Source organism: Bradyrhizobium sp. CCGUVB14, from assembly GCF_024199935.1.
In the GTDB taxonomy this organism is placed as follows: domain Bacteria; phylum Pseudomonadota; class Alphaproteobacteria; order Rhizobiales; family Xanthobacteraceae; genus Bradyrhizobium.
Genome location: NZ_JANADS010000001.1, coordinates 3,174,453 through 3,188,436 on the forward strand (window position 1 = coordinate 3,174,453; position 13,984 = coordinate 3,188,436).

The window sequence follows — 13,984 nt, forward strand, 5'->3', positions numbered from 1 at the left end:
GGATCGGTGCGAAACGCAAGGGGGGGAGGGGCCAGTCTGCGCCGCATCCGTTATCGCCGAAAACAGCGCGCGCTGTAAGGCTCATACGACGGCTTCCTTCCAAACATTAGGGAGACCCGCTTTGTTTTTCAGGCTGAAAAATCCATTCTCGCCAGACCGTGAGCAGCACGGCCATTATGACGGGTCCGAGAAACAAACCGAGCAGGCCGAAGGCAGCCAGACCGCCAAAAATTCCAACAAAAGCAAACAGAAAGGGGAGGCGCGCTGCACCGCCGACCAACGTTGGCCACACAAAGTGGTCGCCAGCAAGCATGACAGCGGCGCCCCAAAAGAAGACGCCCGCCGCCGCGATTCCGCTGCCGCCTGAGGACAAAAGCATCGCGGCGGCCGCTGTAAATACCGCCCAGGCACCGAACGGAAGCATCGCAAAGGCCGTTGTTATGATGGTAAACATCACGGCATTTGGCACGCCTGCAGCAAGATACCCTACACCGATCAACAGGCCCTCGCCGATGGCGACAATGACCGTGCCATTGACCGTACCTCGGATCGAATCCACGATCTTCTGCATTACGCCCTCACCGGGGTGCCCCAGAATACGATCAAATGTCTCGATAGTGCGGTTAGCGACCGAGCGCCCATTGCTGAGTAACACGAACAAGGCAAACAAAGAGAAGAATAGCATGAATAGGCGACGCATGAGCTGTCCGCCGAATGTGCTGAACAGACCAGATGCATCATCCGCATTTATAGTCTTGAGCCACGAAGCCGCAGCTTTCGGATCGGACAAATTATCCCGCCACCATTGCTGCACGATCTCTGCTACGACCGGCAGGCGAGCAATCCAGTCAGGTACTTCGATTCCGCTCTCCCGGGCTTTCTTCAGCCAGTTCGCGATGTCATTTCCTTGCTCTGCTACCTGATAGATCGCAAGCGCCATCGGCGTAAAAAGAATAAGCGCGACGACCGCCGTAAACGCGGCGGCCGTCAATCTCGTTGGACCCGAGGTCAACCGTGCAGAAAATTTGATGTAGAGGGGCCACAAGGTAACGGCTAGAATGGTCGCCCAGATCAAGGGTGGCAGAAAACCCGCAGCGGTCCATAGCGAAAGCGCTACGACCGCCAGCGCAAAGACTACGCGGGCATTCATCCGTGCGCCCGAACCTAGTGGGAGCGGCTTTTGCTCTATCGAGTGATCCGATGCGCGGCGTTCCGAGGCTGTCGGTGTGCCTGGCTTGATTATCCGCTTGCTAACCGCGTTCGGGCGACCCACTTGTTACCTCACAGACCGGGCCCGCGCTCGAAGAGCATGTCGGCCGCTGGCCGGTGCCGCGAGAGAGACACCGCTTGTCAGAAAACGGCCAAGGCTTGATTGAGGTTCCACTTGGGTAGACCGGCTCTCTTTCCGAGACCTCAAGAATGAGTTTTAGGCGATCTGAATAGACGGGGCAGACCACTTGTGCCGGCCCCGCTGTCCTTATCATCTAATTAACGCGCTTCACTTCCGGTTCTTATCGAGCTCTTGCGCCATGCCGAGATGATGCTGCAGAGCAGGTAAAGTCTTGCTCGCCCAATCCTTCAGTTTCGGATCAGCTCCGCCTTCGGCGTAACGCTGAAAAAGAGAAACCGCGTCCTTGTGAGCGCTTACCTGCATCGGATCGTATTGGCCCGCGAAGTCTTCAGCTTTGGTATCCCGCAGCTTGTCGAGCTTCTTTTTCGCGCTGTCATCAAGCCCTGACGGCAACGCGACCTTCATGTCTGGCGGGACCAGCTCCTTAAGTTCGTTGCTGGTTTTTGTATGATCGGCGATCAATTGGTCAGCGAACTTCTTCTCGTCGGGATTGCCTTTCTGCTGAGCGATCTTCGCGGATTCAATCTCCAGCAGATCGCTCATAGCTGCTTCCTTGACGAAGTCCTCAGTCTTGGGACTTATACCCAAAGCCGAGTTGACGCCCGTCTTTTCGCCTACGGACTGGGCGAACGCGGTTGCCGAAAGAGCGGTGGCGACCAAAGCGGCAATTGCAATGCGTTTCATGGACCTCACCTCACGCCGCTTCGGCATTGATGGCCGAGATCGCAAGCTTCGAAAGCGCATCGTCAGTCTTCTTTTCCTCGGCAAGCGTCGCATCGAGGAGCTTCACTGCATCCTTGTGGCCGAGCTTGTCCGCCCATGATCGCAGGGTTCCGTAGCGCGAGATCTCGTAGTGTTCGACTGCCTGTGCGGCGGCCAGCAAGCCGGCGTCCAGCGCGGGGGCATCCTCGTACTCTTCCATGATCTCCTTGCCTTCATCGAGAATGCCTTCGATCGCGTCGCACTTTTTGCCGCGCGCAGGCTTGCCGAGCAGCTCGAAGATCTGCTCAAGGCGCTCAATCTGCACCTCCGTCTCATCGTGGTGCTTTTCGAAGGCGGCGCGGAGCTGGTCCGACGAGGCGGCCTTTGCCATTTTGGGAAGGGATTTGTAGATCTGCTTTTCGGCGTAGTAGATGTCTTTGAGGGTATCGATGAAGAGATTGCTTAGGTCTTTCTCAGCCATTTTTGTCTCCTGCGCAAATTTGCCTCCTCCAAACTTCGATAACTATTCAAGGTTCCTAGTCGGCGGCTGTTGTCGCAGGAACATTGTCTTTGGATATAAATTAAACTGCCCAAGCGGCCACGGAGTGCGAGCGGTCGTTCCTGTTATCGTTTTGTGGGACTTGAATATGCCTCGCGTGACGTCACGAACATGGACGGATGCACAACTTGAACAATTGCGGGACTTGGTTCGGAAAGGGGCATCTGTAGCTCGAGCATCGGTGGTCCTGAAGAGGACCAAGGATTCTGTGCAGAACAAGGCTCGCGAAATCGGATCGCCCTTTGCTTCTCAGCGGGAACTCATGCAAATGCGAAAGCTCCGAGAGAGTGGCCCCGCCACTGCACCCGCCGACTGTGCCGACCCCGTCAGCCAGGCGGACGCGTAGCGTCCCGATGCAGGGACTATCGCTTTGGCTCTCGACGCGCGGGGCATCTCACATTTGTTAATTCTGTGCTGCCGGCTGCGCGGGGGGGGGGGGCTTTAGCAAAACTCGCCTGCACTCGCGGCTTTGCAAGTCTTTGGTCGACGCCATCGAAATGTGTGGGTCAAGCTTGTGAAGATCAGGCTGCCGGCGCAGCCCGATCTGGGGACGAAGTAAGAGAAAGCTTGAGAGTGTCCGAGTACTTACCGGACGCGATATCTGGAATACCGCTGCTGTCCCTCATAAGCCCTCATTGGGTTGATGCCGCAGCCTTCGTTGGCTCCGCTTGCGGTCGCCAAGCACTGCTGATAAGTCGAAAACTCGCAGTTCCCCGGGTAGCCCGACTGTCGACCCTGCAGACAGAAGCGATCTTGTGCGGACTCTGCTGCGGATGCGGAGGATATGATCCCCCCGGCCAGTGTGGAGAGTGCGACGAAGGTTGCGAAGGAGAAGGATCGATACATGGAGAACTCCATTTGCGCGCTCGCAATTGCGAGCCATGTATTGATTACGTTTCGCCCAACCAATGATTTCAACTCGGGAAGATTAAATTGTTGTCAAGCTTGACACTTACGGCAGTTGTCACACGGCAGAAATTCTCCTCGGCATGCAGCGAGTGGGGCTCGAAGTGACATGGACCGGTCCGAAATCGGATTCCGCCCAGCGGGCCGGGTGAGATACTGAGCCCGCTGCTGCACTGCCAATACCGCCTGTCGCCGAAAGCAAGAACGACCGTTGGCCCGGCTGCCCCAGACGCGTCTCGATCAGCGACCAAACGGGCTCTTGGGTTTTCGTTCCTAGGGACGAGTATCCTCAGCTTCGCAGACGCCAAATTGCCGCCGGTAAGCGTCGATCGCCCGGTTCGAGAGCAGGAGCCTGCTACGTTCTCCTATTTTATTGGACAGGAATAGGCTTGCCAGGGCCTCGTCGCCGAGGTCGCCCGAGCGCTCTAGGAATTCCCACGCGATCTGGACGGAATGCTCAACAAGATGGGAAAGCGGGATATCGGCCATAGTGAGCCGAACGTCCGCCATCTCGCTAGGTTCCTAGGCTGATCGGAAGACGCAATATGGCTAAACTTGCCGACGCAACATCGAACAACCGGTTGCGGACGTCGAAGGAACGTAGGTTGGACCCGGTCGTTGCTCTCAGCCACCGGAGACGAACATGTCCAAGAAATCGCTCGCTGAAATTGCCAAGGAGATGGCCGGCATCGACATTGCCATTCTTTCCACCCACGCCGAAAACGGCGAAATCGCCAATCGCCCCATGAGTAATAACGGCGATGTCGCCTACGACGGCACGTCTTATTACTTTACCTACGAAAACACGCGGAGCATTTCTGACATTCAACGGAATGCCAATGTTGCGCTCGGATTCTCCTCGCAGGCTGGTCTGTTCGCCGAAGGGATCTATATTGCCGTTGAAGGGACAGCCGAACTAATCCGCGATAAGACCGCCTTTCATCGACACTGGACGAATGACCTCGACAAATGGTTCGACAATGGCGTCGACACGCCAGGAATCGTCCTGATCAAAGTGGTGGCCGACCGGGCGACCTATTGGAAAGGTCGCGAAGAAGGTGAGGTAGAGCTTTGACCGCGAGCCCTCGTTCTGAGGGCCGTCATGCTGCTCCTATCTGCAGGCAAAGCTTTGCGTCAGTTATCGTGATCAAAAGAGGGCACGCTCTCTCGCCGGTGGGTAAAATCAGCATTGATCATAGGCGGGGCGCTCTCGGATCAGTCCTCCTCTACGATTCATGACCTCTAAAAACATTGTTATTTTTGCGCGCGGGGGTGTGGGAAAGAAATCGAGGGTCGCAAATGGCACCCCAAAAGCGGGTCGTATTAACGCCCGAGGAGCGTCGCGAACGCAGGCGTCTGCGACGCGAGAAGCAGCGAGAGGACAACATAAGGCGCGCCAAAACGATGCATGGCCGCCGCTTAAGAAGGAACGTCGAATGTCCCGAGGCACCTCCGCAGCACAAGCAGCCAGTTTACGTCGGATGCTCCGGCTGGCGTTACTGGAAATGGCGGGACTCATTTTATGCGGGAGTACCGCAGGTGCAGTGGTTCGACCACTATTTACAGCGTTTCAACACTGTTGAAATCAATGCATCGTTTTATGCGTGGCCGACAGTCGCCGGTGTTCAGGCCTGGCGGCGCCAGCCCGGGAAGAAGAAATTCATCTACACTGTCAAAGTCTCCGAGCTCATCACCCACGTGAAGCGATTTAAGGGGACAAAAACGCTCATCCGGGACTTTGGGATGATCGCCGATATCCTCGGTGACCGGATGGGCTGCTTTCTGTTTCAACTGCCGCCGAGCTATCGTTATACCAAGACCCGGCTCAATGACATTGTTGGCCAGCTTGATCCTGTGCGTCGCAACGTCGTGGAGTTTCGGCATGCGAGCTGGTGGAACGAAGAGGTCTATGAGGCCTTTCGTGCGGCCGGGATTATCTTTTGCTCTTGCAGCGGACCACGGTTGCCGGATGAACTTGTCCAGACGAGCGAGGAACTTTACATTCGCCTGCACGGCCCGAAGCGATGGTACAGGCACGACTATTCGAAAAGCGAGCTTGCGATCTGGGCCGCAAGGATCAAAGCCAGCGGGGCGAAACGGGCTTGGGTCTATTTCAACAATGACAACGACGCGCACGCCCCCAAAAACGCGACAACCTTTAGGCGTATGCTCGCCGACGCACTCAAGGTCTGACACACAGAATTTGGAACTCTGCTGGTCGTGGCAACGTTTCCACGAATCGGGAGAGCCTCATGACCAGCAAATCGCTCTGGATGGATATTAAAGTCGCACCCGATGCGGGTGTGCTCGACGGCGTGCAGGAGTGCGACGTCGCCGTAGTAGGCTCTGGAATTGCCGGAATATCAACGGCCTATGAGCTCTGTCAGCGCGGGAAATCCGTTATTGTCATCGACCGCGGACGCATTTGCGCCGGTATGACGTCAAGGACGTCGGCTCACCTTGCTCCTTTATGCGATGATCTCGTCAGCGAGATGACGAAGATCAAGGGGCACGAAACAACAAAACTGTTTTGCGACAGCCAGGCCGCGGCGGTCGACCGCATCGAGGAAATCCAGAAGAAAGAGAAGATCGATTGCGACTTTCGCAGGCTAAGATCCCTACCATTATGTCCGCCTGCAGCCGGGCCCAGCGGGCACCGATTATGTGCTGGTCGGAGGCGAGGATCACAAAAGCGGAGAGGCGGACGACGCTGATGAACGTTTTGACAAGCTGGAAGCCTGGGCTCGCAGTCTGATCTCCGGCCTCGGCAACGAGACGCACCGTTGGTCAGGGCAGGTACTCGATACAATCGATTATACAGGCTTCATCGGGCGAGATCCCGGCGGCAAAAACATCTACGTCGCAATGGGGGATTCAGGACAAGGTTTAACCCATGGTGTAGCGGGCGCGGTGCTGAATACAAGTTTGATTCTGGGTGAGAGTCACCCCTGGAGACAAATCTACGAGCCGGGCCGGGTTCCTCTCAAGGCCGCGAAGAACTTTGTGACCGAGAACGTCAGCGCACTTAAGAGCTTCGCGGAGTATGTCGCGCCTGGCGAGGTAAGTTCACTGGACGATCTGAAGCCAGGCAAAGGCGCGATTGTGAGGCGTGGACTGGAAAAAATCGCTGCATTTAAAGATGAATCGGGTGCCGTGCACCTGAGGTCGGCGAGCTGCACTCATGTCGGATGTCACCTGCATTGGAACAGCTTCGAAAGGTGTTGGGACTGCCCGTGTCATGGATCGGTATTCGATGTCGATGGGCAACCGATCAACGCTCCTGCCATCGGGCCTCTCGCTCGTATCGAGGACTAAGCGACGTGAAGAAACGCCGCAACGCCATTGAGGCAATGGAGGCCCGCTCGGTCGACGCCATTCCGACCGGAGAGAATTGGTTGTACGAACCGAAATGGGACGGCTTCCGTTGCCTTTTGATGCGCGAGGGCAAGCAGGTCGATCTTCATTCGAAATCCGGGCAGAACCTCAACCGCTACTTTCCCGAGGTCATTGCTGGCGCGCTGACGATACGCGCAAACAGTTTTGTCCTGGATGGCGAAATCGTCATTTCGATTGGTGGTCAGTTTTCATTCGACGCCCTGTTGCAGCGGATCCATCCCGCTGCAAGCCGCGTGAAGAAGCTGGCTGCGGAAACTCCGGCCTTGTTTCTCGCATTCGACCTGTTGCAGAGCGGACGCGATCTGACGGGCGCGCCGCTCGTCAAGCGGCGACCACTTTTAGAGAGCTTCGCTGCCCGCTTTTTCTCTGAGTCAAACCTGTTTCGCCTTTCGCCCGCCAGCACGAAGCTGAGAGATGCCCAACGCTGGCTTGTGGCGGCGGGGGGTGGAAGCGATGGCGTCATATCCAAACGCCTCGACCTTCCTTATCAAGCCGGCAATCGTGAGGGCATGCAAAAGATAAAGCGGTACCGAAGTGCGGACTGTGTCATCGGCGGCTTTCGCTATGGTGTAGGCCGTCGGGTTGTTGGGTCAATTCTTCTGGGGCTTTACGATGACGAGGGATTGTTGCAACACGTTGGATTTTCGTCAGGCACAGCGTCTTCGAGAAGGCACCTCTGGGCATCCGAGCCAACTCAGCCCACACGCCTAGCGCCGCATTTCCGAACACGAGCGAAAATCATGTCGCCCATTCTTGATATCGGGAACGCCGAGCAGCAGGTCAACGCTCAGCCCGAATTGACCGTGCCCACTGCGTTCTCGCTTTCGGGAACCGTGACTCTCACCGCATGGCCCTGTCTTATGGCCAGAGAGGCCGCGGTGACGGCGGCTTCATAGGCTGCTTCCTTTGTTGCATATGTGTTCCGACTGACACCATCGTGCTCAATTTGCCAGGCGCCGTCCCGACCGACGATCTCGTAGGCTGCCAAACCCATTTTGCTCTCCAATCAAGTGTCAGGCGTTGCTTTGGATGCTTGCGTGCTGCTGACCGGGTCGGACGCGGGAAAGCTGTCTTTCAGGCTCTTCTCCAAGGCGTCATCCTTCTTGTCACGTTGCGCGCTCTGCTTAGGGTCTTCGGCGTGCTTGTCGGCCGGCGCGGGGTCGAATTTCTCGGGCATGGCGGCATCCTTTCTTTCGGTGAACGCATGCGAGATCGCTCCGTTCCTGCACAGGAACGAATGGTCTCTCAGCGCCTTTCCTTCAAAATGGAGGATGTCATGGCAACTATACACGAGCGGAGAATTGTTGAATCGTCGACGGAAGCGCGACAAGCCGAACCTGGCCCGAGCATTCTTGCCCTTCTGCTCGTCAGTCTCGGTTTGGCCGCCGTGACTCTGGTGGCCGTCTGGACGTTCTTCTTCCACTCCTAAGGCGCGCCCGGCCACCGGCCAGGATGGCCAAAGCTATAAAGGAGCAGGTGAAGGCCTGATGCGCAAATTGTTCAATGGCTCGCTCAATCCGCTTATTCACATGCTGCGACGCGCAGTGCTGGCAGCGTCCGAGGGAGCTTGCGAGTTGATGGGGGTACCGGTTGGAGGGTAAGACAACCCACCGTGCCCATCTTTCCTTTCGTCGATGAGCCTACAAGAAATAAGAGGTTGTATCTGCCGCAAACTGAAAAGCGCGGCCGACAGCCTCAATGAGCGTAGCATTGGAGATTGTCCGGCTGCCTTCGCGACCGGACAATCTCCAGTCCTCTTACCGCAAGAGGAGGATCAAAATAATGAGAGGAATCGGAATTCCAAGAAGCCATAGAAGGATGGGCATGTTGCGTTCCTTTCGTTAGCGACGTTTCCAAGTGCCATCGCGAAGGCCGCCGCCTTCCGTGGCTGCGAGACTGGCACAGAATGCTCCGAGCAGAAGTGAGGCCGTCAACCAGAATGCAAGCGACGCCGTCGCTTTGCGGGCCGTATCGGCGTCTGTCTTGATCTGAGTGACGACGTCGTTGACTCGTTTGTCGGCGTCGGGCTGGCTCATCCCCGTGCGAGCCGCCACGACCTTTGCGACATAGTCGCGATCGGATGGCTTGAGATCACCGCCGTCACGGAAGCTCCGCGTGAACAGCCGTGCGATTTCGCTGCGGCTTTCAGCAGGATTGCTGGTTGAGGTTTGAGCGGCGGGATCGGCGCGCAAAAGCGAATCGATGTAGCCATCCATCGGGCTCGCCGGCCGGCTGGTGCTGGCGACAGCGCCTTGGCTTGCGCCGCTGGCCGCAGCGCCGAGAAGGCTGGTCGCCGGTGTTGCGAGGACGGCGGCTCCCAAGACCGAAGCCAGTGCCCAAGCTATCAGGCCGTGCGCCGTGTCGCGAAAATACACTTCGTCGCTGTGGACGCCCGACCAACCGGAACGCAGGCGGCCAGCGAGATAACCTCCGATCGATGAGGCGATCATCGCAATCACGATGAGATAAAGTCCGGTGGTGATCTTGAAGGTGGTCGCCGATATGCCGGAGCCTGACCACGGCGACACCATGGTCAACCCCAGACCCGTCCCGAAGGCGAGCAGGAGCAAGGTGATGGCGCAGGCCACGATGGCCCCGGCAGCGATGGCCGGCCACGAGACGCCGGTGAGGGACGAACTTGGATTGTCTCCCGGGGCAACGACGACAGTATCAATCATTGGAAACGTGCTCCTTACGATGACGCCCGACGCGTCATCGCCGCAATAATGTGCACGACTCGCGAAGGTTCCTGACCCGGCGTGTGCATGGATCGCGGCTGCGAGATATTCATCTTGCCGTCCTGATCAGGCGATTGAATCGACCCACCAGTCGGCTATCGCTTCCGTCAGATCGCGCCAAAGGCTCGAGGGAAGATCCGGCACGGCTATGCGGACGCCGTAGCTATCGGTGGTCAAGTCGTGACACCATTCCGTTGCCGCGAAATCGAATCCAAAGCTTCCGGCGTGACGGATCGGAAATCCGACTTTGCTCAGATGCTCACTCATGACGGCCGCCGCCTGCCGAGCGGCCGCCTCGTCGAGAGATCCCAACCTGACGTAAAGTCCGTGAACGGGACACAGCTGCGAAGGCACGCCTCGCAGTCTTGAGGCGAAATGCCGGGAGGAGAAGCGACCATTACGAAGGATCGAGGCCATACGCCTCCTCGTGAGGCGACGGTAGCAGGAGCTGCCTACAAAAGGAGGAAAGTGCCCTGGCAAGGCCGCGTTGCCCAAGAGCCTTACGGCATTTCGTGTTTCCGTCATTAGCCCTTCCAAGCATGAAGGGGGCGTCCGCGCCGCTGCGAAATCGTTGCGGATCAACGCAATGGAGCCCAGCCGCCCGTACTCCGCACCCAACGAATCCAGCTTGTTGTGACTTCTGATTAGGATCAACGGAATTCCCCGGCGCCATGACCATCGGACCACCTGCTCGATACGATTTGAACTGCTGGCGAAACATGTTGTGTCGAATATCATGAGGTCGAAATGCAACTTGCCGCAATTGATGATGTCCCTGAAGTCGCGTGATGCGACACAGGAATCCAGTAGCAGAACCCTGCGAGAGTTGCTGTTTGCCGAGAAACTCGCGACCGATCCGACCACCAGGCGCAGTTGATGAGCATAACCGTCGATCAGCTCCAGCGTTTCCCCGTAAGAGCCTGGCAGCGCAATGATCTCCGCATCTCTCATCGACTTGGAGAGGGCGAGTAGCAGCGCAGCAATCGCGGCCATTCCGGACGCGGTGTAGATCGTTTGTCGGATGTGCTGCTGATCGAGTGCGTAGAATGAAGGTCCTTCCACGGAGAGATCGGCGCGTTGATAGTCGTATTGAAATTTGAAGGGCCCACTGAATGGATGCGCGCTGCCGGTCCAGGCCGTTTCGGTGGCGTTCCACTCCTGCATCTCATGCGCGGCTCTGAGAGCCGCGGCCAGCTGAAATTTGCGACGGATGACTTCAGCAACCGAGCCAGGACGATCCAGAGAGATCGGGTCGGCGAGGCAACTGTTCAAAAGCCTCAATTCTTCGAATTTTCGGTCGAAGTACGCGTCTGCACTCTCCATTGCCATCTTGCTCGAGTTACCCCCAGGTCAGCCTCCGAAGGGCTTCATCACGACCTTGATGCAGCCATCCTCCTTGTCCCGAAAGGTCTTGTAGAGTTCCGGTCCCTCCTCAAGTGTCGCGCGATGGGTGATGACGAAGGACGGATCGATCTCGCCCTTCTGGATACGCGCCATCAGCTTGGGCATGTAGTGCTGGACGGGGGTCTGGGCCATTCGGAAGGTGAGGCCGCGATTGATAGCGCTGCCCATGGGTATCTTGTCCAGATAACCTCCATAGACTCCGACGATGGAGACTGTCCCGAAATTTCGGCAGCACTCGATCGCCTGGCGAAGGACGTGAGGCCGGTCTGTTCCCATGAAAGTCGCGACCTTGATCCGGTCAATCACGGAGCCAATGCTGGCCGTTGTGTCAGGCTCGGTGCCCACAGCGTCGATGCAGGCATCGGCGCCGCGCCCACCGGTCAATTCCTGGATGCGATCGTAGATGTCGTCCTTCTTGAAATCGATCACGGTTGCGCCCGACTGGGCGGCGAGCGCCAAGCGCTCCGGCACGGTGTCGATCGCTAGGACGCGCTCTGCGCCCAGCAGAAATGCGCTCTTGATCGCGAATTGTCCGACAGGGCCGCATCCCCATACGGCTACAATCTCGCCACCCTTTATGTTGCAGAATTCGGCAGCCATATAGCCGGTCGGAAAGATGTCCGACAGAAATAGCACCTGCTCGTCGGTGAGGCCTTCCGGAACCTTGTATGGTCCGACATCGGCGTAGGGCACCCGCAGGTACTCCGCCTGCCCACCAGCGAAACCTCCGAGCATATGCGAATAGCCGAACAAGCCGGCCGGGGAATGTCCCCACATCTTCTCGGCCATTTTGGCATTTGGGTTCGACCGCTCGCATCCGGAGTAGAAACCGTTTTTGCAAAAGAAGCATTCACCGCAGGAGATCGTGAAGGGCACGACGACTCGGTCGCCGACTTTGAGCTTGGTATTGTCTTTACCAACGTCGACGACCTCGCCCATGGTCTCGTGGCCTACCACGTCACCTTTCTCCATGCTCGGCATGACGCCGTCGAGCAAGTGAAGGTCGGATCCGCAAATCGCGCAGGCGGTTACCTTAATGATGGCGTCGCGGCCATGTTCGATTTTGGGGTCCGGCACCGTCTCGCATCGAATGTCGCCTTTGCCGTGCCAGGTGAGAGCTTTCATGGGGGGAACTCCAAGCGAGGTATTCCAAGCGAGGTATGACGGCTAAGCGCAATTGCGCCCCGAGGTTCCTATTGCGTTAGGAACGGGAGAAGCCCCGCGCGATTAGACAGCCAAGTTTCGACACAACGGAGAGCAGAGATGGAGAGGCAATTTGCAGTCGTGACCGGAGCATCGACGGGGATCGGTTACGAGTTGGCGCGCATTTGCGTGCGCGAGGGATTTGACCTGCTGATTGCCGCGGACGAGGTGGAAATCGAAAAGGCGGCCGCTGATCTGCGAAATGAGCCTAGTGCGGGCGCCGTCGAGGCTCTTCACGTCGACCTCGCCACACAGGAAGGCATCGACCAGCTCCACGCGGCTGCCAAAGGGCGTCCGATCGACGTGCTCATGGCGAATGCCGGACGCGGACTTGGGCACGCGTTCCTCGATCAAGACCTCGCCCGCATTCGCGATGTCATCGACACTAATGTCACCGGGACCACCGGTCTGCTGCACAAGGTCGGCAATGACATGCGCCGACGCAATCAAGGCCGTATTCTGATCACGGGCTCAATTGCCGGCTTTACGTCGGGCAGCTTCCAGGCCGTTTATAATGCGTCGAAGGCCTATCTGAACTCACTGTCGTTTGCGCTTCGTGAGGAACTTCGCGACACCGAGATCAGCGTAACTTGCCTGATGCCGGGCGCGACCGAGACCGAGTTCTTTAGGCGCGCCGACATGCTCGACACCAAGGTTGGCTCGGAAGAGAAAGACGATCCCGCCATGGTCGCGCGCCAGGGCTATGATGCCATGATGAAAGGCGAGGGCGATGTCGTTACCGGCCTCAAGAACAAGATCCAGTCCGCAGTGGCAAACGTGATGCCTGCGGAGACGCTCGCGAAACAGCATCGCAAAATGGCGGAACCCGGCTCCGCCAAGCATTAGCCGGCAAACAGGAGGCAGTTGTCATGCTTGTAAAGTCAATGTTGGTCGGCGCGCTGCTCGCGGTTAACTCCACGGTCGCGTTTGCCGGCCCCTGCAGCACCGCGAATCGAGACGCCGGTTCAGGACCGGTTACAGCCGGCAAGGCAAGCGAGACCACGGGCACGGCCGCGCCGGCCGCCAAGGAGCATCCGCCCACGTCGGCCATGAACAAGGCCAGCGAACATACGGCAACATCGTCGCAGGACGCCCAGCGTCAGATGCAAAGTCAGCCGACGGCCGCTGAACAGTCGAAGACGACAGCCGACGCCGCCGGCAAAGATTGCTAGGTCGGGAAGATTCAAGAGGAGGGCGCGAGAGGTTGGCAGCGTCGCTGCTTTTCGTGCCCTGTTTCCAGGAGAAGCTGGCCGATGATTCACCATGTATCGATCGGAACGAACGACGTGCATCGGGCGCGCAAGTTCTATGATCCATTGATGACATTGATCGGCTTTCGCGTTCTCAAGTCCTCGGATCGATCTGTTCACTACGGCGCATCCGACATCGCCTTCAGTCTCGAAACGCCGACGAACGGTGAGCCTGCCAGCGCGGGAAACGGCATCCACATTGCCTTCCAGGCCCCTGATCGGGAGACCGTGAGGCGCTTTCATGAAACAGCAGTGACGAGCGGCGGAAGCGACGACGGAGCCCCCGGAATCAGAGAAGAATACAATACCAACTACTACGGTGCTTTCGTGCGCGATCTAGACGGCAACAAGATCGAAGCCGTGACCTACACGGCACGAGAAAGTTTTGGCCTTAATCGATAAGTTTTGGCCTTAATCGATATTGAGATCATGGATCAATCGTCGGCGCAGATCTGTAATCCTGGTGGTAGAGCTT

The 13,984-nt window shown here is 57.6% G+C and carries 15 protein-coding genes and 2 pseudogenes; 7 read left to right on the plus strand and 10 right to left on the minus strand.

Annotated features, from left to right (window positions below):
* Positions 1 to 106 precede the first annotated feature (106 nt).
* The 5 genes from NLM32_RS14695 to NLM32_RS14715 all read right to left on the minus strand — a co-directional run bounded on the left by NLM32_RS14695 (position 107) and on the right by NLM32_RS14715 (position 4,028).
* Positions 107 to 1,150, minus strand: coding sequence for an AI-2E family transporter (locus NLM32_RS14695; RefSeq protein WP_254129670.1), 1,044 nt, complete (start codon positions 1,148 to 1,150; stop codon positions 107 to 109).
* A gap of 348 nt (positions 1,151 to 1,498) precedes the next feature.
* Complete coding sequence (locus NLM32_RS14700) at positions 1,499 to 2,035, minus strand: DUF4142 domain-containing protein (RefSeq protein WP_254129671.1); 537 nt, start codon at positions 2,033 to 2,035, stop codon at positions 1,499 to 1,501.
* A 10-nt stretch (positions 2,036 to 2,045) separates the two neighbouring features.
* Positions 2,046 to 2,534, minus strand: a complete 489-nt coding sequence (locus NLM32_RS14705) for a ferritin-like domain-containing protein (protein ID WP_254129672.1) — start codon at positions 2,532 to 2,534, stop codon at positions 2,046 to 2,048.
* 663 nt (positions 2,535 to 3,197) lie between these two features.
* The gene (locus tag NLM32_RS14710) at positions 3,198 to 3,470 is read right to left on the minus strand and encodes a DUF3551 domain-containing protein (protein WP_375143558.1); all 273 of its coding nucleotides are present in this window, start codon (positions 3,468 to 3,470) and stop codon (positions 3,198 to 3,200) included.
* A 321-nt stretch (positions 3,471 to 3,791) separates the two neighbouring features.
* The gene (locus NLM32_RS14715; protein ID WP_309144845.1) at positions 3,792 to 4,028 is read right to left on the minus strand and encodes a hypothetical protein; all 237 of its coding nucleotides are present in this window, start codon (positions 4,026 to 4,028) and stop codon (positions 3,792 to 3,794) included.
* Positions 4,029 to 4,161: 133 nt separating this feature from the next.
* On the opposite strand from NLM32_RS14715, the gene NLM32_RS14720 reads away from it, so the two are divergent.
* The 4 genes and pseudogenes from NLM32_RS14720 to NLM32_RS14735 all read left to right on the plus strand — a co-directional run bounded on the left by NLM32_RS14720 (position 4,162) and on the right by NLM32_RS14735 (position 7,810).
* Positions 4,162 to 4,593: a pyridoxamine 5'-phosphate oxidase family protein gene (locus tag NLM32_RS14720; RefSeq protein ID WP_254129674.1), complete on the plus strand. Its 432-nt coding sequence runs from the start codon at positions 4,162 to 4,164 to the stop codon at positions 4,591 to 4,593.
* 329 nt (positions 4,594 to 4,922) lie between these two features.
* The gene (locus tag NLM32_RS14725) at positions 4,923 to 5,711 is read left to right on the plus strand and encodes a DUF72 domain-containing protein (RefSeq protein ID WP_309144882.1); all 789 of its coding nucleotides are present in this window, start codon (positions 4,923 to 4,925) and stop codon (positions 5,709 to 5,711) included.
* 59 nt (positions 5,712 to 5,770) lie between these two features.
* Positions 5,771 to 6,833 (plus strand): annotated as a pseudogene (locus tag NLM32_RS14730) (FAD-dependent oxidoreductase).
* 35 nt (positions 6,834 to 6,868) lie between these two features.
* The gene (locus NLM32_RS14735) at positions 6,869 to 7,810 is read left to right on the plus strand and encodes an ATP-dependent DNA ligase (RefSeq protein WP_305884115.1); all 942 of its coding nucleotides are present in this window, start codon (positions 6,869 to 6,871) and stop codon (positions 7,808 to 7,810) included.
* 26 nt (positions 7,811 to 7,836) lie between these two features.
* Here the strand turns inward: NLM32_RS14735 and NLM32_RS46000 are convergent.
* The 5 genes and pseudogenes from NLM32_RS46000 to NLM32_RS14760 form a co-directional block, all read right to left on the minus strand.
* Positions 7,837 to 7,908: pseudogene (locus tag NLM32_RS46000) on the minus strand (hypothetical protein); the annotation flags it as partial.
* 12 nt (positions 7,909 to 7,920) lie between these two features.
* Positions 7,921 to 8,337, minus strand: a complete 417-nt coding sequence (locus NLM32_RS14745; RefSeq protein WP_254135571.1) for a hypothetical protein — start codon at positions 8,335 to 8,337, stop codon at positions 7,921 to 7,923.
* A 418-nt stretch (positions 8,338 to 8,755) separates the two neighbouring features.
* Positions 8,756 to 9,484, minus strand: coding sequence for a hypothetical protein (locus NLM32_RS14750; RefSeq protein ID WP_254129677.1), 729 nt, complete (start codon positions 9,482 to 9,484; stop codon positions 8,756 to 8,758).
* 234 nt (positions 9,485 to 9,718) lie between these two features.
* Positions 9,719 to 10,975 (minus strand): hypothetical protein, encoded by a 1,257-nt coding sequence (locus tag NLM32_RS14755; protein WP_254129678.1) that lies wholly within the window; start codon positions 10,973 to 10,975, stop codon positions 9,719 to 9,721.
* Between the two features lie 27 nt (positions 10,976 to 11,002).
* Positions 11,003 to 12,181 (minus strand): zinc-dependent alcohol dehydrogenase, encoded by a 1,179-nt coding sequence (locus NLM32_RS14760; RefSeq protein WP_254129679.1) that lies wholly within the window; start codon positions 12,179 to 12,181, stop codon positions 11,003 to 11,005.
* Between the two features lie 138 nt (positions 12,182 to 12,319).
* Here NLM32_RS14760 and NLM32_RS14765 point away from each other — a divergent pair, with 138 nt between their 5' ends.
* The 3 genes from NLM32_RS14765 (at position 12,320) to NLM32_RS14775 (ending at position 13,911) form a co-directional block, all read left to right on the plus strand.
* Positions 12,320 to 13,105, plus strand: a complete 786-nt coding sequence (locus NLM32_RS14765) for an SDR family oxidoreductase (RefSeq protein ID WP_254129680.1) — start codon at positions 12,320 to 12,322, stop codon at positions 13,103 to 13,105.
* Positions 13,106 to 13,143: 38 nt separating this feature from the next.
* The gene (locus NLM32_RS14770; RefSeq protein WP_254129681.1) at positions 13,144 to 13,431 is read left to right on the plus strand and encodes a hypothetical protein; all 288 of its coding nucleotides are present in this window, start codon (positions 13,144 to 13,146) and stop codon (positions 13,429 to 13,431) included.
* Between the two features lie 81 nt (positions 13,432 to 13,512).
* A complete protein-coding gene (locus NLM32_RS14775; protein WP_254129682.1) occupies positions 13,513 to 13,911 on the plus strand; it encodes a VOC family protein in 399 nt (132 codons plus the stop codon).
* Positions 13,912 to 13,984 lie beyond the last annotated feature (73 nt).

Coding starts and splice junctions, on each gene's coding strand:
- NLM32_RS14705 (WP_254129672.1), bottom strand. CDS start 2,534: ATGGCTGAGAAAGACCTAAGCAATCTCTTCATCGATACCCTCAAAGAC.
- NLM32_RS14715 (WP_309144845.1), bottom strand. CDS start 4,028: ATGGCGGACGTTCGGCTCACTATGGCCGATATCCCGCTTTCCCATCTT.
- NLM32_RS14775 (WP_254129682.1), top strand. CDS start 13,513: ATGATTCACCATGTATCGATCGGAACGAACGACGTGCATCGGGCGCGC.
- NLM32_RS14695 (WP_254129670.1), bottom strand. CDS start 1,150: ATGAATGCCCGCGTAGTCTTTGCGCTGGCGGTCGTAGCGCTTTCGCTA.
- NLM32_RS14760 (WP_254129679.1), bottom strand. CDS start 12,181: ATGAAAGCTCTCACCTGGCACGGCAAAGGCGACATTCGATGCGAGACG.
- NLM32_RS14720 (WP_254129674.1), top strand. CDS start 4,162: ATGTCCAAGAAATCGCTCGCTGAAATTGCCAAGGAGATGGCCGGCATC.
- NLM32_RS14755 (WP_254129678.1), bottom strand. CDS start 10,975: ATGGAGAGTGCAGACGCGTACTTCGACCGAAAATTCGAAGAATTGAGG.
- NLM32_RS14725 (WP_309144882.1), top strand. CDS start 4,923: ATGCATGGCCGCCGCTTAAGAAGGAACGTCGAATGTCCCGAGGCACCT.
- NLM32_RS14735 (WP_305884115.1), top strand. CDS start 6,869: ATGGAGGCCCGCTCGGTCGACGCCATTCCGACCGGAGAGAATTGGTTG.
- NLM32_RS14710 (WP_375143558.1), bottom strand. CDS start 3,470: ATGGAGTTCTCCATGTATCGATCCTTCTCCTTCGCAACCTTCGTCGCA.
- NLM32_RS14765 (WP_254129680.1), top strand. CDS start 12,320: ATGGAGAGGCAATTTGCAGTCGTGACCGGAGCATCGACGGGGATCGGT.
- NLM32_RS14770 (WP_254129681.1), top strand. CDS start 13,144: ATGTTGGTCGGCGCGCTGCTCGCGGTTAACTCCACGGTCGCGTTTGCC.
- NLM32_RS14700 (WP_254129671.1), bottom strand. CDS start 2,035: ATGAAACGCATTGCAATTGCCGCTTTGGTCGCCACCGCTCTTTCGGCA.